At 46.0% G+C, this 22,276-nt stretch carries 21 protein-coding genes; 15 read left to right on the top strand and 6 right to left on the bottom strand.

Going from position 1 to position 22,276, the window contains the following annotated elements; all coding sequences use genetic code 11:
• Nucleotides 1-374 precede the first annotated feature (374 nt).
• From sdhC to sucD, 8 genes are all read left to right on the top strand, one after another.
• Nucleotides 375-767, top strand: a complete 393-nt coding sequence (gene sdhC, locus NP165_RS09280; protein ID WP_257083692.1) for a succinate dehydrogenase cytochrome b556 subunit — start codon at nucleotides 375-377, stop codon at nucleotides 765-767.
• Nucleotides 761-1,105, top strand: coding sequence for a succinate dehydrogenase, hydrophobic membrane anchor protein (gene sdhD, locus NP165_RS09275; protein WP_257083691.1), 345 nt, complete (start codon nucleotides 761-763; stop codon nucleotides 1,103-1,105). Before sdhC ends, sdhD begins: the two co-directional genes overlap by 7 nt.
• Entirely contained in the window at nucleotides 1,106-2,872 is a 1,767-nt protein-coding gene (sdhA, locus tag NP165_RS09270) for a succinate dehydrogenase flavoprotein subunit (protein WP_257083690.1), read from the top strand. It abuts the gene before it with no gap.
• A 13-nt stretch (nucleotides 2,873-2,885) separates the two neighbouring features.
• Nucleotides 2,886-3,596 (top strand): succinate dehydrogenase iron-sulfur subunit, encoded by a 711-nt coding sequence (locus NP165_RS09265; protein ID WP_257083689.1) that lies wholly within the window; start codon nucleotides 2,886-2,888, stop codon nucleotides 3,594-3,596.
• A gap of 95 nt (nucleotides 3,597-3,691) precedes the next feature.
• Entirely contained in the window at nucleotides 3,692-6,517 is a 2,826-nt protein-coding gene (gene sucA / locus NP165_RS09260; RefSeq protein ID WP_257083688.1) for a 2-oxoglutarate dehydrogenase E1 component, read from the top strand.
• Nucleotides 6,518-6,545: 28 nt separating this feature from the next.
• Nucleotides 6,546-7,751, top strand: a complete 1,206-nt coding sequence (gene odhB, locus NP165_RS09255) for a 2-oxoglutarate dehydrogenase complex dihydrolipoyllysine-residue succinyltransferase (RefSeq protein ID WP_257083687.1) — start codon at nucleotides 6,546-6,548, stop codon at nucleotides 7,749-7,751.
• Nucleotides 7,752-7,941: 190 nt separating this feature from the next.
• Entirely contained in the window at nucleotides 7,942-9,108 is a 1,167-nt protein-coding gene (gene sucC, locus NP165_RS09250; RefSeq protein ID WP_193260172.1) for an ADP-forming succinate--CoA ligase subunit beta, read from the top strand.
• The gene (gene sucD, locus NP165_RS09245) at nucleotides 9,108-9,980 is read left to right on the top strand and encodes a succinate--CoA ligase subunit alpha (RefSeq protein ID WP_045953798.1); all 873 of its coding nucleotides are present in this window, start codon (nucleotides 9,108-9,110) and stop codon (nucleotides 9,978-9,980) included. Before sucC ends, sucD begins: the two co-directional genes overlap by 1 nt.
• Nucleotides 9,981-10,056: 76 nt before the next feature.
• On the opposite strand, the gene NP165_RS09240 is transcribed toward sucD, so the two are convergent.
• Entirely contained in the window at nucleotides 10,057-10,338 is a 282-nt protein-coding gene (locus tag NP165_RS09240; RefSeq protein ID WP_257083686.1) for a hypothetical protein, read from the bottom strand.
• A gap of 772 nt (nucleotides 10,339-11,110) precedes the next feature.
• Between NP165_RS09240 and NP165_RS09235 the strand changes: the two genes are divergently transcribed.
• The gene (locus NP165_RS09235; protein ID WP_257083685.1) at nucleotides 11,111-11,629 is read left to right on the top strand and encodes a GNAT family N-acetyltransferase; all 519 of its coding nucleotides are present in this window, start codon (nucleotides 11,111-11,113) and stop codon (nucleotides 11,627-11,629) included.
• Here NP165_RS09235 and NP165_RS09230 read toward each other — a convergent pair.
• Both NP165_RS09230 and NP165_RS09225 read right to left on the bottom strand, forming a co-directional pair.
• Complete coding sequence (locus NP165_RS09230; RefSeq protein ID WP_257083684.1) at nucleotides 11,577-11,876, bottom strand: DUF3301 domain-containing protein; 300 nt, start codon at nucleotides 11,874-11,876, stop codon at nucleotides 11,577-11,579. The two genes, NP165_RS09235 and NP165_RS09230, sit on opposite strands and share 53 nt — an antisense overlap.
• A gap of 3 nt (nucleotides 11,877-11,879) precedes the next feature.
• On the bottom strand, nucleotides 11,880-12,917 hold the full coding sequence (locus tag NP165_RS09225) for a DUF3549 family protein (protein WP_257083683.1): 1,038 nt from the start codon (nucleotides 12,915-12,917) through the stop codon (nucleotides 11,880-11,882).
• A gap of 76 nt (nucleotides 12,918-12,993) precedes the next feature.
• Between NP165_RS09225 and NP165_RS09220 the strand changes: the two genes are divergently transcribed.
• Nucleotides 12,994-13,308, top strand: coding sequence for a YqcC family protein (locus tag NP165_RS09220; RefSeq protein WP_257083682.1), 315 nt, complete (start codon nucleotides 12,994-12,996; stop codon nucleotides 13,306-13,308).
• Entirely contained in the window at nucleotides 13,308-14,030 is a 723-nt protein-coding gene (gene truC / locus NP165_RS09215; protein ID WP_257083681.1) for a tRNA pseudouridine(65) synthase TruC, read from the top strand. The genes NP165_RS09220 and truC overlap by 1 nt, the downstream gene beginning before the upstream one ends.
• 47 nt (nucleotides 14,031-14,077) lie before the next feature.
• On the opposite strand, the gene dxs is transcribed toward truC, so the two are convergent.
• From dxs to xseB, 3 genes are read right to left on the bottom strand one after another with little or no spacing between them, the layout of a single operon-like run.
• On the bottom strand, nucleotides 14,078-15,943 hold the full coding sequence (gene dxs, locus NP165_RS09210; protein ID WP_257083680.1) for a 1-deoxy-D-xylulose-5-phosphate synthase: 1,866 nt from the start codon (nucleotides 15,941-15,943) through the stop codon (nucleotides 14,078-14,080).
• 20 nt (nucleotides 15,944-15,963) lie between these two features.
• On the bottom strand, nucleotides 15,964-16,848 hold the full coding sequence (gene ispA / locus NP165_RS09205) for a (2E,6E)-farnesyl diphosphate synthase (RefSeq protein ID WP_257083679.1): 885 nt from the start codon (nucleotides 16,846-16,848) through the stop codon (nucleotides 15,964-15,966).
• Between the two features lie 20 nt (nucleotides 16,849-16,868).
• A complete protein-coding gene (xseB, locus tag NP165_RS09200; RefSeq protein ID WP_257083678.1) occupies nucleotides 16,869-17,111 on the bottom strand; it encodes an exodeoxyribonuclease VII small subunit in 243 nt (80 codons plus the stop codon).
• Nucleotides 17,112-17,360: 249 nt separating this feature from the next.
• Here xseB and pomA point away from each other — a divergent pair, with 249 nt between their 5' ends.
• From pomA to cyoA, 4 genes are all read left to right on the top strand, one after another.
• Entirely contained in the window at nucleotides 17,361-18,125 is a 765-nt protein-coding gene (gene pomA, locus NP165_RS09195; protein WP_257083676.1) for a flagellar motor protein PomA, read from the top strand.
• Between the two features lie 10 nt (nucleotides 18,126-18,135).
• Nucleotides 18,136-19,083, top strand: coding sequence for a flagellar motor protein MotB (locus NP165_RS09190; protein ID WP_257083675.1), 948 nt, complete (start codon nucleotides 18,136-18,138; stop codon nucleotides 19,081-19,083).
• A 174-nt stretch (nucleotides 19,084-19,257) separates the two neighbouring features.
• A complete protein-coding gene (gene thiI, locus NP165_RS09185; RefSeq protein ID WP_257083674.1) occupies nucleotides 19,258-20,706 on the top strand; it encodes a tRNA uracil 4-sulfurtransferase ThiI in 1,449 nt (482 codons plus the stop codon).
• Between the two features lie 688 nt (nucleotides 20,707-21,394).
• Nucleotides 21,395-22,276 carry a ubiquinol oxidase subunit II gene (cyoA, locus tag NP165_RS09180; RefSeq protein WP_257083673.1) on the top strand — a complete coding sequence of 294 codons (882 nt, stop codon included), beginning with the start codon at nucleotides 21,395-21,397 and terminating at the stop codon, nucleotides 22,274-22,276.

The following is a 22,276-nucleotide window of genomic DNA, read 5'->3' as shown; positions in this document are numbered from 1 at the left end:
ATTAATCCGTCCAGGATGTTTGTGTGACATTTTTGTACGTGCATTCGTTACCAAAGTCAATTTATCTCCTCTGATGTGTGCACTTGTTATGATTTTTTGAACACGTAACGCCAAAAACCTGCCCTGTGTAGCAAAAATTGTTACATCAATTGTATTAGAATGTTGCCAGCCGTATAGTGGCGCAGTCAATTTTGGCGGAACCCTAATAAATTCAAGGCTTGAAACAAAAGTGAGGTGAAGTTTCAAATCTTGTTGTTAACAAATATTTTACAATCTACTCGGCGTTAAGGTGGGGATGCTTGTTAAATAAATGTTAACTTTTGTGGGTTTACTACCAAAATTCGTTCATAACTATAAATGCTCAATGGAGCTGAGTGAGCAAGCCCGTGAAAGAAAGAAAGTCAAGACCTGTTAATTTAGATTTACAGACCATTCACTTTCCGATCACTGCAATCGCATCTATCTTACACCGAGTCTCTGGTGTAATTACGTTTGTCGCGGTCGGAATTCTGCTTTGGTTATTATCCATTTCATTATCCTCTCCAGTAGGTTTCGCACAAGCAGTCGATATCGTCGATGGCTTTTTTGTGAAATTTATCTTATGGGGCATTCTAACGGCTTTGGCCTACCATATTGCAGGTGGTATTCGTCACCTACTGATGGACCTAGGTCATTTTGAAGAGCTGGAATCTGGCGCAATGAGCGCTAAGGTTGCATTCGCAGCAACAGCCGTTCTGTCACTACTAGCGGGGGTTTTGGTGTGGTAAAACATATTTCATCATTTGGTCGTAACGGTGTACACGATTTCATACTGATTCGTGCGACGGCGATCATCATGACGCTTTACACTATTTATATGGTGAGCTTTTGCGCTTTCACCGATATTTCTTACGTATCTTGGACTCAGTTCTTTGGTGGCACCTTCACTAAAGTATTCACAATGCTAGCGCTAGTGTCAGTACTTATCCATGCGTGGATTGGTTTGTGGCAAGTTCTTACTGACTACATCAAGTGCGCTATGCTTCGTGGTGGCCTACAGCTAGGTATTATTGCCATTCTGTTCGGTTACTTCTTCTCTGGTCTATTTGTTCTGTGGGGTGCGTAAGTGTCTATTCCAGTTCGTGAATTTGATGCCGTAGTAATCGGCGCTGGTGGTGCAGGCATGCGTGCTGCGCTACAAATCTCGGAGCAGGGCTTAAGCTGTGCTCTACTATCAAAAGTTTTCCCAACACGCTCTCATACAGTTTCTGCTCAGGGCGGTATCACTGTAGCTTTAGGTAACTCGCATAAAGACAACTGGCAGTGGCATATGTATGACACTGTTAAAGGTTCGGACTACATCGGTGACCAAAACGCTATCGAGTACATGTGTAAAAATGGTCCAGAGTCTGTAATCGAGCTAGAGAAAATGGGTCTACCTTTCTCTCGTTTTGAAGACGGTTCTATCTACCAGCGTCCATTCGGCGGTCAGTCGAAGGAGTTTGGTGGTGAGCAGGCGGCTCGTACAGCGGCGGCGGCTGACCGTACTGGTCACGCACTACTGCACACGCTTTACCAACAAAACGTAAAACACAAAACAACTATCTTCTCTGAATGGTACGCTTTGGATCTTGTGAAAAACCAAGACGGCGCAATCATGGGTTGTACTGCGATTTGTATGGAAACGGGCGAAATCTGTTACTTCAAATCGAAAGCAACCATCCTTGCTACTGGTGGTGCAGGTCGTATCTACGCGTCTACAACGAACGCACACATCAACACAGGTGATGGTGTTGGTATGGCACTGCGTGCTGGCGTTCCAATGCAAGATATGGAAATGTGGCAGTTCCACCCAACAGGTATCGCTGGTGCGGGCGTTCTGGTAACAGAAGGCTGTCGTGGTGAAGGTGGTTACCTACTAAACAAAGACGGCGAGCGCTTCATGGAACGTTACGCACCAAACGCGAAAGACCTTGCTGGTCGTGATGTGGTTGCGCGTTCAATGATGATCGAAATCCGTGAAGGCCGCGGTTGTGATGGTCCTTGGGGTCCACACATCAAACTGAAACTTGATCACCTAGGTAAAGACGTACTTGAGTCTCGTCTACCGGGTATCTGTGAACTATCTCGCACGTTCGCACACGTTGACCCAGTGAAAGAGCCAATCCCTGTAATCCCAACCTGTCACTACATGATGGGTGGTGTTCCAACTCAGGTTTCTGGTCAAGCAATCAAACAATTGGCTGATGGCAGCGAAGCGGAAGTTCAAGGTCTATTCGCTTGTGGTGAAATCGCGTCTGTATCTGTTCACGGTGCAAACCGTCTAGGTGGTAACTCACTACTAGACTTGGTTGTATTCGGTCGTGCGACAGGTCTACACCTAGGCGAAACGTTAGCAGCTCAAGTAGAAGCTCGCCCTGCAACTGAATCTGACATCGAAGCGTCTCTAGCGCGTACTATGCGTTGGGAAAACAGCACGGGTGGTGAAGATCCAGTACAAATCCGTAAAGATCTACAAACTTGCATGCAAAACAGCTTCTCGGTATTCCGTGAAGGCGATGCAATGGCAACAGGTCTAGAAGAGTTGAAAGTGATCCGTGAGCGCTTGAAAGATGCGCACCTAGCGGACAAATCTTCTGAGTTCAACACTCAGCGTATTGAGTGTCTAGAGCTAGACAACCTGATGGAAACTGCGTTCTCAACAGCTGTTGCGGCAAACTACCGTACAGAAAGCCGTGGTGCACATGCTCGCTTTGACTACCCAGAGCGTGATGACGAGAACTGGCTATGCCATTCAATCTACAACCCGGAAACAGAAGCGATGACTAAGCGTGATGTCAACATGACGCCAGTACACCGTGAAGCGTTCCCGCCGAAAGTACGTACATACTAAGGGAGGCCATATCATGAAACTAAACTTCTCTTTGTACCGCTACAATCCGGATGTAGATGCAAAACCATATATGAAGGACTACACGTTAGACGTGGAAGAAGGTTCGGACATGATGGTGTTGGATGCGCTGATTCTTTTGAAAGAGCAAGATCCAAGCATCTCTTTCCGTCGCTCATGCCGTGAGGGTGTGTGTGGTTCAGACGGTCTGAATATGAACGGCAAAAATGGACTAGCTTGTATCACTCCGCTATCTGCATTACAGGGTGATAAAATTGTTATCCGTCCGCTACCGGGCTTGCCTGTAGTACGCGATCTTATCGTAGATATGACACAGTTCTATGACAATTACGCGAAAGTGAAACCATTCTTGATTGACGATGACGCACTGCCACCTTCTCGTGAGAACCTGCAATCGCCTGAAGAACGCGCGCATCTAGATGGTTTGTATGAATGTATCATGTGTGCATGTTGTACAACGTCTTGTCCGTCATTCTGGTGGAACCCAGACAAATTTATTGGTCCTGCTGGTCTTCTAGCTGCTTACCGTTGGTTAATTGATAGCCGCGATACAGCGACAGATGAACGCTTATCAGATCTTGATGATGCATTTAGCGTTTTTCGTTGCCACGGCATCATGAATTGTGTAAGTGTTTGTCCTAAGGGACTGAACCCAACGAAAGCGATTGGTCACATTAAGACCATGCTTGTGAACCGTTCGGTTTAAATTAATAAAGCATTGCCGATTGCGATGGTGTAATCGGCTCTTATTAGCTCGGCAAAGACCGAAGCAAACGTGAAAACTACTGGTTAAGGGAAAATATGCACAACGGCGTGATGAAGGCATGGCTCGAGTCTTCACACTTGGCTGGCGCCAATGCAACGTATGTAGAGGACCTCTACGAACTGTATCTAAGTGATCCCGATCTGGTAAGTGAGGAGTGGAAACGCGTATTTGAGGACTTACCTAAGCCTTCAAAAGAAGTGGCAGAACAACCACATTCGCGTGTCCGCGACTACTTCCGACGACTCGCTCAAGAAACAAAGCATTACAGTGTCCAAGTTAGTGATCCAGATGTCGACGCAAAACAAGTCAAAGTACTTCAATTAATCAATGCTTACCGTTTCCGTGGACACGAAGCGGCACAGCTTGATCCTCTAGGTATATGGCAACGTCCATTTGTGGCGGAGCTAGACCCTGCGTTCCACAGTCTTACCGAAGATGATCTTGAAGAATCTTTCAATGTAGGTTCTTTTGCCATTGGCCAAGATACAATGCCACTAAAAGACATCTACTCGTCTTTGCAGAAGATCTACTGTGGCTCTATCGGTGCAGAATATATGCATATGACTGACACTGAACAAAAACGTTGGATTCAACAGCGTTTGGAATCAGTTGTAGGTCAACCTACCTTCACTCAAGAAGAAAAGCACACTTTCCTAGACGAGCTAACAGCCGCTGAAGGCTTAGAGCGTTACCTAGGTGCTAAATTCCCTGGTGCTAAGCGTTTCTCTCTAGAGGGCGGTGATGCGCTAATCCCGATGACAAAAGAATTGATTCGTCATGCGGGTGCAAGTGGTATGCGTGAAGTCGTTATCGGTATGGCTCACCGTGGTCGTCTGAATATGCTGGTCAACGTTCTAGGTAAGAAACCACAAGATCTGTTTGACGAATTTGCGGGTAAGCACGACGAAACATGGGGTACGGGCGATGTTAAGTACCACCAAGGTTTCTCTGCGGACTTTGCTACACCAGGTGGTGATGTCCACTTAGCGCTAGCATTTAACCCATCGCACCTTGAGATCGTAAACCCAGTAGTTATTGGCTCTGTTCGTGCACGTCAGGATCGCCTTGGCGACAAAGACGGCAGCACAGTACTCCCTATTACTATTCATGGTGACTCAGCGATTGCTGGTCAGGGTGTGGTCGCTGAAACATTCAATATGTCTCAGGCTCGTGGCTTCCAAGTTGGTGGTACGGTTCGAATTGTTGTCAACAACCAAGTTGGCTTTACAACGTCTAACCCTCGCGATACACGCTCTACAATGTACTGTACTGATATCGCTAAGATGGTACAGGCACCGATTTTCCACGTTAATGCAGATGATCCAGAAGCGGTTGCCTTCGTAACACGAATCGCGCTGGATTACCGTAACGAGTTCAAACGCGATGTTGTGATTGATTTGGTATGTTACCGTCGTCACGGCCACAATGAAGCCGATGAGCCAAATGCAACTCAGCCACTGATGTATCAAAAAATCAAGAAGCACCCAACGCCACGTAAGCTATATGCTGACGTGTTGATCGAACGTGGTGTTCTTGGAATCGATACAGCGACTCAGCTAGTAAACGAATATCGTGATGCCCTTGACCATGGTGAAGTCGTGGTTAAAGAATGGCGTCCGATGGCTCTACACTCTGTAGACTGGTCTCCTTACTTGGGCCATGACTGGGATACAGAATGGAACAGCCAGTTTGATAAAGAGCGTTTACTGGAACTTGGTAACCGTATTTGTCAGTACCCTGAAAGTCACAAGCTTCAAAGCCGTGTAAACAAGCTTTACAACGACCGTATTTCGATGGTTAGCGGTGAGAAAGCGATCGACTGGGGTATGGCAGAAACTCTTGCGTATGCAACAATAGTCGATGACGGCAAGCGTATCCGTATCTCTGGTCAGGATTCTGGTCGTGGTACGTTCTTCCACCGTCACTCTGTTTTGCATAACCAAAACGATGCGAGCATCTACATCCCGCTAGCAAACATTCACGACAAACAAGGTCCATTCCAAGTATTTGACTCGGTACTTTCTGAAGAAGCAGTACTGGCGTTTGAATATGGTTATGCGACGGCTGAACCAGGTGGTTTAACGCTTTGGGAAGCGCAGTTTGGTGATTTTGCTAACGGTGCTCAAGTTGTTATTGACCAGTTCATTTCATCGGGTGAACAGAAGTGGGCTCGTTTATGTGGTCTGACAATGCTTCTGCCACACGGCTATGAAGGACAAGGTCCAGAGCACTCGTCTGCGCGTCTAGAGCGTTACCTGCAGTTGTGTGCTGAGCAAAACATGCAAGTTGTTGTTCCTTCAACACCAGCGCAGGTTTATCACATGATCCGCCGTCAGGTTGTGCGTCCTATGCGCCGTCCTCTGATAGTTATGTCGCCTAAGTCGCTACTGCGTCACCCACTGTGTACGTCATCAATCGAAGATCTAGCAGAAGGTACTTTCCTGCCTGCAATCCCAGAAATTGATGAGTTAGACGCAGCAAAAGTGAAACGCGTAGTGTTCTGTTCAGGTAAGGTCTATTACGATCTGCTGGAACAGCGCCGTAACAATGAGCAAGACGACGTGGCGATTGTACGTATCGAACAGCTTTACCCATTCCCAATGGAAGAAGTGAAAGCTGCGATCGAGCAATACACTAATGTTGAAGATTTTGTTTGGTGTCAGGAAGAGCCTCAAAACCAAGGTGCGTGGTACTGTAGCCAACATAACTTCCGTGCTGCAATCCCAGCGACTGCTGATCTCAAATACGCTGGCCGACCAGCATCAGCATCGCCTGCAGTAGGCTACATGTCAGTACACTTGAAACAACAGAAAGCGTTAGTTGAAGACGCACTAACCGTGAATACAAAAACTTCAGGCTAAGAACTAGAAGTTAAAGGAAGATATAGATATGACAATTGAAATTCTGGTTCCAGATCTACCTGAATCGGTTGCAGATGCAACGGTAGCAACATGGCACAAACAACCTGGCGACGTTGTAGAGCGCGACGAAGTTCTGGTTGATATCGAAACTGATAAAGTGGTTCTAGAAGTACCAGCACCAGAAGCAGGTGTTCTTGAAGCAATCACTGAAGAAGAAGGTGCAACTGTACTTTCTAAACAGCTACTGGCGAGACTAAAGCCGGGTGCAGTTGCGGGTGAACCAACAACTGATAAGACAGAAGAGACAGAAGCTTCTCCAGATAAACGCCACAAAGCGGCACTGACTGAAGAGAGCAACGATGCGCTGAGCCCAGCGGTTCGTCGTCTTCTAGCTGAGCATGGCCTTGAAGCTAGCCAAGTGAAAGGCACTGGCGTTGGCGGTCGTATCACTCGTGAAGATATTGAATCTCACCTAGCAAACGCGAAAGCACCAGCTAAAGCAGAAGCGCCAGTTGTTGAAGCTCCAGCGGCAGCTCGTAGCCAGAAACGTGTTCCTATGACTCGTCTACGTAAGACAGTTGCGAACCGTCTGCTTGAAGCGAAAAACAATACTGCAATGTTAACGACATTTAATGAAGTTAACATGAAGCCAATCATGGACCTTCGTAAGCAGTACAAAGATCAGTTCGAAGACCGTCATGGTATCCGTCTAGGTTTCATGTCTTTCTACGTGAAAGCAGTAACAGAAGCGCTAAAACGCTACCCAGAAGTGAATGCTTCTATTGATGGCGACGATATCGTTTACCACAACTACTTCGACATCAGCATGGCGGTATCAACGCCACGTGGTCTGGTTACTCCAGTACTTAAAGACTGTGACACTCTAGGCTTCGCTGACATCGAAAAAGGCATCAAAGAGCTAGCGATCAAAGGTCGTGACGGCAAATTGACTGTTGATGAGTTGATGGGCGGTAACTTCACTATTACTAACGGTGGTGTATTCGGTTCGCTAATGTCTACACCAATCATCAACCCGCCACAATCAGCGATTCTTGGTATGCACAAGATCCAAGAGCGTCCAATGGCGGTGGATGGCAAAGTTGAAATTTTGCCGATGATGTACCTAGCACTTTCTTACGACCACCGTCTAATCGATGGCCGTGAGTCGGTTGGTTTCCTAGTAACAATTAAAGAGCTACTAGAAGATCCAGCGCGTCTACTGTTAGAAGTTTAATATTGCCAGAACGTCTAGTTCACTTGGGTGGTTAGACGTTCATAGTTCGCAAGGCTAGATTGCTCAACATCTGGCCTTCATTTGAGTCATGACGACTTATTTGTAAACGCCCTACAGACGCATAGGTAGCCAGACTGCCGCGTTATGGAAATAATAAATCCCTCAAGGGAAGAACAAACGGAATATCAAAATGAATTTGCATGAATACCAAGCCAAACAGCTGTTTGCAGAATTCGGATTGCCAGTGCCAGAAGGCTATGCATGTGATACGCCTCAAGAGGCTTTTGAAGCTGCGGGTCGCATCAGTACTGAGAAGAAAGTAGTAAAATGTCAGGTTCACGCTGGTGGACGTGGTAAAGCGGGCGGTGTTGAACTGCACGACACGAAAGATGGCGTAAAAGAGTTCGCACAAAAGTGGCTAGGTAAAAACCTAGTGACTTACCAAACAGACGCTAATGGTCAGCCTGTAACGAAAATCCTTGTTGAAGAAGCTTCAAACATTGCAAACGAACTTTACCTAGGTGCGGTAGTTGACCGTGCTAGCCGTAAGATCGTTTTCATGGCTTCTACAGAAGGCGGTGTGGAAATCGAAAAAGTGGCGGAAGAAACGCCAGAGCTAATCCACAAAGCAGCCATCGATCCACTAGTAGGCCCACAAGCTTACCAAGGTCGCGAGCTTGCGTTCAAACTTGGTCTTGAAGGCGACCAAATCAAACAATTCGTTAAGATCTTTATGGGTCTTGGCACTATGTTCTCTCAGTACGACCTCGCTCTACTAGAGATCAACCCACTTGTAATTACTGCTGAAGGCAACCTGCTATGTCTTGACGGTAAGATCAACATCGACTCAAACGCACTTTACCGTCAGCCTAAGCTTCGTGAAATGCACGATCCTTCTCAAGAAGACGAGCGTGAAGCGCACGCAGCTCAGTGGGAACTGAACTACGTAGCACTAGACGGTAACGTTGGCTGTATGGTTAACGGTGCAGGCCTAGCAATGGGTACGATGGATATCGTAAACCTACACGGCGGCAAACCAGCTAACTTCCTAGATGTAGGTGGCGGCGCAACGAAAGAACGCGTAGCTGAAGCATTCAAGATCATCCTATCTGATGACAATGTGAAAGCAGTACTCGTAAACATCTTCGGTGGTATCGTACGTTGTGACATGATTGCTGAAGGTATTATCGGTGCGGTTAAAGAGGTAGGTGTAAACGTACCTGTTGTTGTTCGTCTAGAAGGTACTAACGCAGACCTAGGTCGCGAAGTTCTTGCTAATTCTGATGTTGATATCATTGCTGCTGAGTCGCTAACTGACGCTGCTCAGAAAGTTGTTGCTGCTGCGGAGGCTAAATAATGTCTGTATTAATTAACAAAGACACTAAAGTAATCTGTCAGGGTTTCACTGGTGGTCAAGGTACTTTCCACTCAGAGCAAGCTATCGCATACGGTACGCAAATGGTTGGTGGTGTGTCTCCTGGTAAAGGCGGCCAAACTCACCTAGGCCTACCTGTATTCAACACAGTACGCGAAGCAGTAGAAGCGACTGGTGCAACTGCAACAGTAATCTACGTTCCAGCACCTTTCTGTAAAGATGCAATCCTAGAAGCGATTGATGCGGGTATCGAGCTAATCGTAACCATCACTGAAGGTATCCCTACAACAGATATGATCGACGTGAAAGTGAAGCTAGAAGAAACTGGCGTTCGCATGATCGGTCCTAACTGTCCGGGTGTTATCACTCCTGATGAGTGTAAGATCGGTATCATGCCTGGTCATATCCACAAGAAAGGTAAAGTAGGTATCGTATCTCGCAGCGGTACTCTAACTTACGAAGCAGTTAAACAAACTACAGACGAAGGCTTCGGTCAGTCTACGTGTGTTGGTATCGGTGGTGACCCAATCCCAGGTTCAAACTTCATTGATATCCTAAAACTGTTCCAAGAAGACCCAGAAACTGAAGCGATCGTTATGATCGGTGAAATCGGTGGTACAGCTGAAGAAGAAGCAGCAGCGTTCATCAAAGAGAATGTAACTAAGCCAGTTGTTTCTTACATTGCTGGTGTAACTGCGCCTCCAGGTAAGCGTATGGGTCACGCTGGTGCGATCATCTCTGGTGGTAAAGGTACTGCTGAAGACAAATTCGCTGCGCTAGAAGCGGCTGGTGTTAAGACAGTTAAATCTCTAGCAGAGATCGGTAAAGGTCTACGTGAAGTAACAGGTTGGTAATCAACCGCTACGAGATAAATTGAAAGGCTTGGTAATGTGCCAAGCCTTTTTGTTTAATATGATCTAGAAGATATTTTTAACCGAGCTTACGTTCCAGCGCGTCTAGCCTTTGCTGTAACTCTGCAACCTGTTTTTCTAGTTCACTGATTCTGTCTTGGTCACTTTGCTGCTTTTCTGCGATTTCTACTTTTGGCACTCGATTAGCACTTTTCCAACTTTTCAATGTTGTGATTAAAGCTGGCATCGGTACTGGTGTGCTCAAGCGCGCTTTGACCAACGCGACAGTGGGTTCTTTTCCTTCCTGATGTAATTGTTCCAATACATCTTTGAGCTCTTGGCTGACATCTTGGGTAAGCATATAACCTCCAAATTCCTTTCTTTGCCAATAATACTGACGTTTGCTATCGATAGCGAATAGAGAATTCGGAAATTTGTTGTGCGAGATCTCTTACACGTCATGTGAGATAAAGCGATTGCACGAGCTAGGCGAAAGTGGATTTTTATTTGTAACTTAATGAAAGTAATGATTTTTGTGATTTGTTTAATAGATGTTTCAATAAAGATGTTTTTCCGAGGTATTGTCTAATTCGCCATAAAGCGTAGATTAATAGGTGTCGGAAGGATGCTGACACGGAACAGGAACTCACCAAGGATTGGTTATCTTCAGGAAGAAGATTTGGTTGACTAGGAGAGTTGACCAGCATGGAGCAAAGGACAGTGTACGGACACGCTCGTTGATAGGATTTCAGCGACAAAGGAATGAACGGACACCTCTAGGAAGGGGCAGGACAGTATCAGGATGATACTAGGGACACCGCTCAAGGAACAAGTGAAGTGTGCTGACGGGGAATGTTGGCGATCAGGATGATAAGGACACCGCTAGGACGGCGACGTTAGGATTGGACTGAAGGATTCAGTCGCTATTAAGGAAGATGCATGGAGCATTTTTTGTAGCCGGACTGCTGCGAGTAAGACTATAGCCCCGATACGCAAGTGTCGGGGCTTTCTTAATTATTTTTATAACAATAACTAGACGCAATCTAGATCAATAACCCTACCCCTCAGTTGCTGTAACTTTTCGGCTTTGTTTTTATAAACAAGAAACAGTTTTCTGTTTACAAGGATGTCGTATGACAATAGTGACTCGCCGTTCGTTATTGGTACCCTATAACGAGTCGTTACAATCAGACTTCTTACTTTTAAATTGCTGCGCCAAAAATCGAGCAGAAATGAACGGTCCGCATACTGTTTCATCTGCCAAACAGCTTTTCTCACGAATGCTTCATGATGAAACCATTTATGCCCGAGCGGTTTTAGATAGCCAAACGCGTGACTACATGGGGCACGTTTTTATTTCTACTTTAGATGAGTTGCCTGAACTGGGTTTTATATTCGATAAACTGTATTGGGGGAAGGGGATAGCCAGTGAAGTGCTTGCTTCTTTCTTTTACCGTGCGGTACGAGATTTAAGTTTGACGCAAGTGATGGCTACAGTGAACAGTGGTCACGAGCCATCAATCAAGCTTCTTAATAAATTGGGTTTTCAACTTATCGCTCACAAGCGAGACGCCTTTGGGCCATACGATGAGTACCGATTTACATCCGATGAGGCGGAATGTTTATCTTCGCAAGATGAAACCCTTGCATGATCAAGGTCCCTTGATAGCAGTCATCTCCCAGCGAAGAGAACTCGAACTGATAGATTGAATGCCAACGCCAGAGACCATCTGGCGTTTTCATTTTGTGACCCTTTAAAGCAACGCTAATGAGCTGAAGGTTCAGTTGCTCGCACTTTCTTGATGCGATGAGTTTTGCTAATTCAGCTTGTCGCCGTTGTTGCCAAAATAAGAAACAGACAAGCGCCAATATAAGTATTGCTAGTAGGTCTCCTATCATCGTTTACCCTTTTGTCGCTTGCTGCAAAGAAATAAGGGCTGCAGCCAGTTCTTTTGAAGGATTAGAATGAAGCAGTGGCAGTAGCACCATACGTAGCTCTGGTAGCATAACCAGGTCAGCAAAAAGTTGATTGAACAACGCTTGATTCCCAGTCTGAGCTAAACGAAGTAGATATTGTTCTGCAACGTCATGGTTTGCCAGTAGATGCCAGCAGCGGCCTGCAATCCCAATGAGCACCTCTTGATGGCTTAGCCTTGGAGACGTAAGAATGTGTTGTAGCACAGGCAGTGAAATGGCGTTGTCTGCGCCAGAAAGAGCACGTGTTAACGCACCTAAAAGAAAAATATCTGGGTCTGCACTTTCAATCTGATCCATCGCGAGTTCAGCGAGACGTTGTGCGAGCTTTTTTTGCAAGCTTGTATGCTCTAATGCTCCCAGCAAGGCGTAAAGCGGTTCGCTTGGTAAGTGATGAAGCGAGCGACGAACATTGACGCCATTTTGTTCCTGTCCTAAGCGCGCACAAATATCAGTCACACCTTGAAGTCCGACTGTCTGCCAATTGTCCCAGCCTAAGCCACCCGAGAAGTAGTGCTGAGCGTGTTCGTAGTATTGGCTACACGGTAGATCAAGTAATGCTCTGACTTGGCTATGGAATACCGCCATCTTGTCTTCAGACGGTTTGAACGTATAGGGATTATTAGAAAGCTTTTGTTGTTGCTCTTCGGTCATCTCTTGGCTGATACGTGTTCCCATCGCTTCGATAACATACTTAAGGAAATTACCGATATCCGATTGCTTAAATAGGCCGCGTTCATCTAACTCAAACTTTAGAAACCAGATCCAAGGCTGTTTCTGCTCGTTCCAGTAGGCAATCGCAAGGTGGGCTTTTCGCTGTAGTGGATATGGGTAAGGCAGTTGACCTTTTTCTACATCAGCAAAAACTTTGTTTTCGATATGCTTAATGCGGCGACCGAGATCGTACACCTGATATTGGCAATCACTGCTAGTCAGTAGTTGCGTGAGGGTATGTATGTTTTCCATTAGAGAATAGTCCTAACTTTCTTTCCTCTATAAATGGTACTCTTACGCCTATTTTCAAGGTCAATGTGATGTGTTTATGACAAAAGAACAGCAATTGTTACTCCTTTTAGAGCAGCTAATGCCTCTGATGCAACGTTTGAAGCTATGGCAAGCGCATCCACCAGAGGAAAAAGCACTGCAAAGTGCAGAGCCCTTCGCGCTAGACACATTAACGCCAGAACAGTGGTTACAGTGGATTTTCTTACCTAAGATGTCAGCACTGATAGGGCAAGACATGCCATTTCCAACGGGGTTCTCAATCACTCCCTACTTTGAAGAATGCTGGAAAGAGCAGGGCGAATATGTGCCTTTGATTATTTTACTTAAGTCGATTGATGAGGTGTGCGCCTGATGCTGGAAATCATTTATCAGGATGAGTATTTCGTTGCAGTTAATAAGCCAGCAGGAATGCTAGTGCACCGTAGCTGGTTAGACAAACATGAAACACAATTTGTCATGCAGACATTGCGGGATCAAATTGGTCAACATGTCTTTCCGCTCCATCGCTTAGACAGACCTACGTCTGGGGTGTTGATCTTTGCGCTGTCGAGTGAGGTCGCATCGCAAGTGATGCCCATGTTCGCCAATCATGAAATGGAAAAAACGTACCACGCGATTGTTCGTGGTTGGATTTTAGAAGAAGGCAGATTGGACTACGCGCTTAAAGTGGAATTGGACAAAATTGCGGACAAGCATGCGAGCCAAGATAAGGAAGCGCAAGAAGCAGTAACCGACTATAAACCGCTGGCAAAGGCTGAAATCCCGCATTCCACAGGTCAGTTCCCAACCACGCGATACTGTCTTATGGAGATGAAGCCCTTAACCGGACGCAAACATCAGCTACGACGCCATATGGCGCACCTACGCCATCCTATTGTTGGAGATACCACACACGGCGACGGTAAACACAATAAACTGTTTAGAGAAGTGTATGACTCGCACAGGCTGCTGCTGCACTCATCGTCATTAAAATTTGTTCACCCATTTACGAAGCAAGAAGTCGTGATTAAGGCTGGCGTTGACGACACTTGGAAGAGGCTGTGTGCAGAATTTAGTTGGAGCATTCCAAGTTAAAAGTAACAAAAAAGCCCTCAACAGAGGGCTTTAATGATTAGATTAGCTTACTTTTCCATGTATTCGCGAATCGCGTTTTCAATGCCTTTCGCGTCGAGCCCAAGTTCTTCATGCAGCTCTTCTTGGGTGCCTTGATGAACAAATTGGTCTGGCAATCCTAAGTTAAGGACTGGTTTGATCAATTTTTCTTTCATCATGAATTCAACGACACCCGCACCCGCACCGCCAGCAATTGCGTTTTCTTCAACTGTGACGATAACATCGTGCGTAGCAACAAGCTCTTTGATCAGTTCTTCATCGAGAGGTTTCACAAAGCGCATGTCCGCGACAGTTGCGTTGAGGTTTTCTGCAACAGTTAGCGCATTTTCCAAGAAAGTACCAAAGCTAAGAATAGCGACGTTTTCACCTTTGCGTACGAGTCGACCTTTACCGATTTCTAGTGCAGTAAACTCGGTCTTGATCTCGGTGCCCATCCCCGTGCCACGAGGATAACGAACCGCAGAAGGACCAGTATGTTTGTGGCCAGTGTAAAGCATCTGGCGACACTCATTCTCGTCACTTGGTGCCATAATCACCATGTTCGGGATGCAACGCATAAAGCTTAAATCAAACGCACCTTGGTGAGTTTGACCGTCTGCACCCACAAGACCAGCGCGGTCGATGGCAAACATGATTGGAAGATCCATAATGGCGACATCATGAATCAATTGATCATAGCCACGTTGCAAGAAGGTAGAGTAGATAGCCACAATTGGATTATTACCTGCGATGGCCATCCCTGTTGCTAGCGTCACAGCGTGCTGCTCAGCAATGGCGACATCGAAGTATTGGTCTGGGTACTCTTTTGAGAAACGAACCATACCCGAACCTTCACGCATTGCTGGCGTAATTGCCATCAACTTAGGATCTTGCGCTGCCATATCACACAGGAAGTCACCAAAGATCTTTGAAAAGCTAGGTTTGCCACCACTGCTCTTAGGTAGAGAGTGATTCGACGGGTCAAACTTAGGTACGCTGTGGTAACCGATCGGATCTTTTTCCGCCGGTTCGTAGCCTTTGCCTTTCTTCGTCATAATATGCAGGAACTGAGGGCCTTTTAGTTCGCGCATGTTCTTCAGAGTTTTGACTAGCTCGTTAACGTCATGTCCGTCAACTGGGCCAATGTAGTTGAAACCGAACTCTTCAAACAATGTGCCAGGCACGACCATGCCCTTTAAATGTTCTTCAGTACGGCGGACCAATTCTTTGATTGGTGGCACGCCAGACAGTACCTTCTTACCGCCTTCACGAATCGAAGTGTAAAGGCTACCAGAAAGCACTTGTGCTAAGTGGTTATTTAGCGCGCCTACGTTCTCTGAAATCGACATTTCATTGTCGTTCAGAATTACCAGCATATCAGAGTGGACGTCACCAGCGTGGTTCATCGCCTCGAAGGCCATGCCAGCTGTGATCGCACCATCGCCAATCACACTGACGATTTTACGGTTCTTACCTTCTTTTTCGGCACTGATCGCCATACCCAGTGCGGCACTGATGGAAGTCGATGAGTGACCAACAGACAAGGTGTCGTACTCGCTTTCTTCACGCCATGGGAATGGGTGCAATCCACCTTTTTGGCGGATGCTTGACATTTGATCTCGGCGACCAGTCAGAATTTTGTGCGGGTACGCTTGGTGACCCACATCCCAGATCAATTGATCAAATGGTGTGTTGTACACGTAGTGCAGAGCGACAGTGAGTTCCACTGTGCCTAGGCCTGAAGCGAAGTGACCGCTTGAGTGGCTAACTGAGTTGAGTAAATAAGTACGCAGCTCACCACATAGCTTAGGCAGCATTTCATTTGGAAGGCTGCGTAGTTCATCTGGCGTATCCGCTAGAGCCAATGTTGGGTACTTTGAAATATCAAGAGTCATATAATTGCGCGCTTATTGTGTTAGTTCTTGCGCTCGATGACATATCGGGCGAACTCTTCGAGTAACTCTGTATTGTATGGGATAGCTTCCAAAGCTTGAAGTGCTTCATGTAACAGAGTGTGAGCTTTGTTGATGGCACCGTCTAACCCAAGCAATGAAGGGTAGGTGCTTTTGTTTAATTCTTGGTCAGAACCTTGAGGTTTCCCTAACGTTTCGGTATCACTAATGATATCAAGAATGTCGTCTTGAACCTGAAACGCCAAACCAATCGCATCCGCAAATTGATCTAGTTGAGGCAACACGGCTATTCCTTTTTCGCCAGCAGCAAGAGCCCCTAAACGAATCGCACTTTTCATCAGTGCACCCGTTTTGTGTCGGTGGATTTCTTCCAACTCTTCGAGAGAAATAGAACGATTTTCAGCAGAAAGGTCGAGAGATTGACCCATGCACATGCCGCTAGCACCGGAGGCTGTTGCAAGCACGCTGACCATTTTTATACGGTTACTTTCCGCTGCCGGTGACAGTTTGCCATCCGCTAAAATAGTGAAAGCCAGAGTTTGCAATGCATCGCCAGTGAGAATAGCGGTCGCTTCATCAAACTTGATGTGACAGGTCGGTTGACCACGGCGTAAGTTATCATCATCCATTGCTGGCAAATCATCGTGGATGAGCGAATAGGCGTGGATACACTCAACCGCAGCGGCTGGCGTATCAAGATCTTCTAATTCGCAGCCAAGCATTTGGCCTGTGATGTACACAAGGAAAGGACGAGCGCGTTTACCACCTAGCAGCAAACCATAGCGCATGGCATCAATCAGAGGTTGCTGTTGATGCGGCAACTGATTGAGCCATTCTTCTAGCTTATCGTTGTTACGTTTTTGGAGTGAGGTTAGGGCCTCTTGCATAAGAATATCTTCTAAATCAATTATTCTGGCTGAGCGTCAAACTGACTGAGTGGCGCTTCATCATCATTGCTTAATAAAATGCTGACGCGTTGTTCGGCGTCATAAAGCTTGCCTTGACCTGCGCGTGCCAATGCAATACCACGCTCAAATTTTTTCAAAGCATCATCAAGCGCAAGTTCACCATTTTCAAGGCTTTCTACGATTGTATCGAGCTCTTGAATGGTCGCCTCAAAGGTCATGTTTTCAGGTTTTTTGCTCGCCATAATATATCTGTGTTGATAGAGATGCACGAAAGTTACCTTAGCGGCCAAGGATGGTCAAATTTAACCGAGTAAATTTGTCAGAAAAATCGAACCTGCTCAGTGATATCAAAGATGTTTGGTCTTTGGGATGAATGACGGATTTTCTACTTGGGACAAGAATCTAAATGATGATTCGAGAAAATACTAAAGATCTGAAAATGTTGCCGATATAATCTGGTAGAAGCTCAGAGATAGAATGAGGAGTGCTTTGTGGATTTAGCAACGCTGATAGGACTGATTGGCGGTTTGGCTTTCGTCATCATGGCAATGATACTTGGCGGAAGTATCATGATGTTCGTCGATGTCACATCTATTCTAATCGTAGTTGGTGGTTCAACCTTCGTTGTGTTGATGAAGTTTACTATAGGACAGTTCTTCGGTGCCGCCAAAATTGCGGGCAAGGCCTTCATGTTTAAGGTTGATGAGCCACAAGATCTCATCGCTAAAGTGGTAGAAATGGCTGACGCTGCGCGTAAAGGTGGCTTCTTAGCGTTGGAAGAGATGGAAATTACGAACAACTTTATGCAAAAGGGCATCGACCTGTTGGTGGACGGCCATGATGCGGATGTCGTTCGCGCCGCTCTTAAAAAAGACATTTCATTAACGGATGAGCGCCACGACTTTGGTGCGAGTGTGTTTCGTGCTTTCGGGGATGTCGCACCAGCGATGGGAATGATTGGTACGTTGGTTGGTTTGGTTGCGATGCTTTCTAACATGGACGACCCAAAAGCCATCGGACCAGCTATGGCGGTCGCACTCTTAACAACGCTTTACGGAGCGATTCTGTCAAACATGGTGTTTTTTCCAATCGCTGACAAATTGTCGCTACGCCGAGAGCAAGAAAAACTCAACCGACGCTTAATCATGGACGGCGTACTTGCTATCCAAGATGGTCAAAACCCTCGTGTTATTGACAGCTATCTCAAGAACTACCTCAATGAAGGTAAGCGTTCTCTTGATATAGACAACGCGTAAGGAAGTCTCTATGGATGACGATAGCGATTGCAAATGTCCGCCACCCGGCCTTCCGCTGTGGATGGGGACATTTGCGGACTTGATGTCTCTGCTAATGTGCTTCTTCGTACTTCTGCTTTCTTTCTCAGAAATGGACGTGCTCAAGTTCAAGCAGATTGCGGGCTCTATGAAGTTCGCCTTTGGTGTCCAAAACCGTCTTGAAGTGAAAGATATCCCGAAAGGAACAAGCATTATTGCGCAGGAGTTTCGTCCGGGAAGACCTGAACCGACACCCATTGACGTGATCATGCAGCAGACGATTGATATTACTCAGCAAACGTTGGAATTTCACGAAGGGGAATCGGATAGGGCTGGTGGTACTCAGAGGGATCAAGGCAAGCTGACAGGTGGTAAATCATCAGATACCTCAACGCAAGATAACCAAAACTCGGAATCTGATAACGAACAGCAACAATCGGCTGAAATGTCCCAAGAGCTAGAAACGCTCATGGAAAGCATTAAAAAAGCACTGGAACGGGAAATCGATCAAGGTGCCATTGAAGTGGAAAACTTGGGTCAGCAAATTGATATTCGTATTCGTGAAAAGGGTGCATTCCCTGAAGGTTCAGCTTTCCTTCAACCGAAGTTCCGACCGCTGGTGCGACAAATTGCTGAATTGGTAAAAGATATACCAGGTATTATCCGTGTCTCGGGGCATACGGATAACCAGCGTTTAGACTCCGAATTATATCGTTCCAATTGGGATCTTTCTGCTCAGCGTGCCGTTTCTGTCGCGCAGGAGATGGAAAAAGTGCGTGGCTTTGATCATCAGCGCTTACAGGTCCGTGGTATGGCAGATACAGCGCCGCTTGGGCCAAACGATACGGAAGCTCAACGTGCACTAAATAGAAGGGTAGAGATAAGCATTTTGCAGGGGGAACCTATTTACAGCGACGAAGTGCCAGCACTGCAAAATTAAAACCCCACCAAATAAAAAAGACGAGCAACACGCTCGTCTTTTTTATGAGCGATCGATCATGTATAATCTTGCGCCCTTAGCTATTCTGCCGACTACGAAACGTATTTCGTGTTGATTAGTCGGTTGTGATTAAGCGAACTTGTTTTGCGAAACTATTAACTTGTGAAGTGAATTATGAAATTTATCGTTAAGCCCCATCCAGAAATCTTCGTAAAAAGTGAATCGGTACGTAAGCGCTTCACAAAGATTCTCGAGTGTAATATTCGCAACATCATCAAGGCTCGTACTGAATCTGTCGCGGTGTTTAACCGTCGTGACCACATCGAAGTGACTTCTGAATCGTCTCAATATTATAAAGAAGTGATTGAAGTGTTGACCCATACGCCGGGTATCCACCACGTGCTTGAAGTTCAGCAGTCGGAGTTTACTGACTTGCACAACATCTTTGAGCAAGTATTAGAGCTAAACCGCGCAAACATCGAAGGCAAAACTTTCGTGGTACGTGCGAAGCGTCGCGGTAAGCATGACTTCACTTCGATTGAGCTTGAGCGCTATGTTGGCGGTGGCTTAAACCAAGCGGTAGAAAGTGCAAGTGTGAAACTGCATAATCCTGACGTGACGGTGAAAGTTGAAGTGTCTGGTGACAAGCTAAATCAAATCATTGCGCGTTATAAAGGTTTGGGTGGTTTCCCACTAGGTACGCAAGAAGATGTGTTAAGCCTGATTTCTGGCGGTTTTGACTCAGGTGTTTCAAGCTACCTGCACATCAAACGTGGCTCAAAAGTTCATTACTGTTTCTTTAACCTAGGTGGTCCTGCACACGAGATCGGTGTTAAGCAGGTTTCTTACTATCTTTGGAACAAGTACGGCTCATCGGCAAAAGTACGTTTCATCTCTGTGGACTTCGAACCCGTAGTGGCAGAAATCCTAGAGAAAGTCGATGACGGTCAAATGGGCGTAGTTCTTAAGCGTATGTTCATGCGTGCAGCGGGGATGATCGCTGAGAAGTTTGGTATTCAAGCACTCGTAACAGGCGAAGCGTTAGGTCAGGTGTCGAGCCAGACGTTAACAAACCTGCGTCATATTGACGGCGTAACGGATTCATTGATTCTTCGTCCTCTGATCAACTGGGATAAAGAAGACATCATCAACTTGGCGCGTGAAATTGGTACGGAAGATTTCGCTAAAACGATGCCAGAGTATTGTGGTGTGATCTCTAAGAAGCCGACAGTGAAAGCAGTAAAAGCGAAGCTGGAAGCAGAAGAAGAGAAGTTTGACTTCGACATTTTAGAGCAAGTCGTGCGTGAAGCTCGTCAGATGGATATCCGCGATATCGCTAAAGAGACTGAGCAAGCTGCGCCAGAAGTAGAGCAAGTTCAAGCGGTTGAAGAGCACGCGATCGTGTTGGACATCCGTAGCCCAGAAGAGGAAGACGACAGCCCGCTAGAAATTGAAGGCGTGGATGTGAAACACATTCCTTTCTACAAGCTAGGTACTCAGTTTGGTGATTTGGACCAAAACAAAACTTACCTGCTTTACTGTGACCGTGGCGTAATGAGCCGACTACAGGCGCTTTACCTGCAAGAGCAGGGCTTTAACAACGTTAAAGTGTACCGCCCGTAATTAAGCTTTAAAGCTGAAAACTAAAGCGCAAATCGTAGCCTCGGTTTGCGCTTTTTTATTGCCTGTTGCTGGGGTATTTACAACCCTTTTTTAATTTCAACATATCTTTGATAAGTGATGATCCTCTTCCTCTTCCTTTATAACTGCTTATAACTCACTTTTTGTGCTCAAAGATAACGCAAACGCCACTTAAATTGGTATGGGCACATTCTTGATGCGATAAACACCATCCAAAAATTAAGTGAATTAAGTTTATAGATCTGTATCACGTTTAGAGCGTATCAATGGCCACCCGCTATCTGACATCTCCTGTTTTAAGCATCCTCATACTATTTATTCTTTAATCAATAACCAGCCCTTGTGGCGCAAGTGTTTTCCTTGTAGCACGTGGCTATTGCTCAAACGTATCACGGTGAGTATGTGACAGTTTGTTTTCATTATTGGAAGGTTAGTTTCCAAGATCGAATGATGAGCTTTTTATTTGAACTCCTCATAATGCGTCGGTTGTAACAATATGTTTCAAAGTGTAACGGTGAATTCGAAGTATAAGTGTGAGCTTATATCGACACAATTTCGTTTGTTTCGCTCTGATACGACGTTACACATGCTCAACACATAAACATTCTAATGACTATAACAACTGGTTCTTGGCACTGGCCTTGAAACCAGACAACCATCGAGAAAGTTAATGGAAGCCTCAAGATATAAACGCATCTTGTCGAGGGGGAGTTTGGCGTGCGTCATACTTATGCTCTCAGGATGTAATTCTGCTTTGCTTGACCCGAAAGGTGCCATTGGTGTCCAAGAGAAAGAGCTGATCATCACGGCTCTTTTGCTGATGTTAATCGTCGTGATCCCAGTGATTCTAATGACGATTTACTTCGCCTACCGATACCGAGCAAGTAACACCGACGAAGAGTACGCACCAGAATGGTCGCACTCGACCAAAATCGAAGTGGTGGTATGGACAATTCCAATCATCATTATCGCCATTCTTGCCGCCATCACCTGGCGTTCTACCCACGAACTAGAGCCATCCAAACCTCTGGTGAGTGATGTAAAACCGATGACGATTGAAGTGGTCTCGCTTGATTGGAAATGGCTGTTCATCTATCCGGAAGAAAACATCGCGACCGTAAACTACGTTGCGTTCCCGAAAGATGTGCCTGTGACCTTTAAGCTGACTTCAGACAACATCATGAACGCGTTCTTTATCCCGCGTTTAGGTACACAGATTTATGCGATGCCAGGCATGGTAACCAAACTGAATCTGATTGCTAACCACGAAGGGAACTATAAGGGCATTGCGTCGAACTACAGCGGAGAAGGTTTCTCGCAGATGAAGTTCACCGCATCGGCAATGCCAGATCGTGCTGCATTCCTAAACTGGGTGCAAAAAGTGAAAGCGAGCCCTGATCGAATTGAAGACTGGGAGCAATACAGCTCACTGGCTGAGCCGAGCGTTGCTGCACCTGTCACTCTGTTCTCAAGTGTTCCTCCGTTTCTGTTCAGCAACGTCGTGACCCAACATCCGGGTTCCATGAACTGTTTGCCTGACAACCAAGGATAA

The organism is Vibrio japonicus, from assembly GCF_024582835.1.
GTDB classification, from domain to species: domain Bacteria; phylum Pseudomonadota; class Gammaproteobacteria; order Enterobacterales; family Vibrionaceae; genus Vibrio; species Vibrio japonicus.
This window is presented reverse-complemented; position numbering and strand designations above follow the sequence as displayed.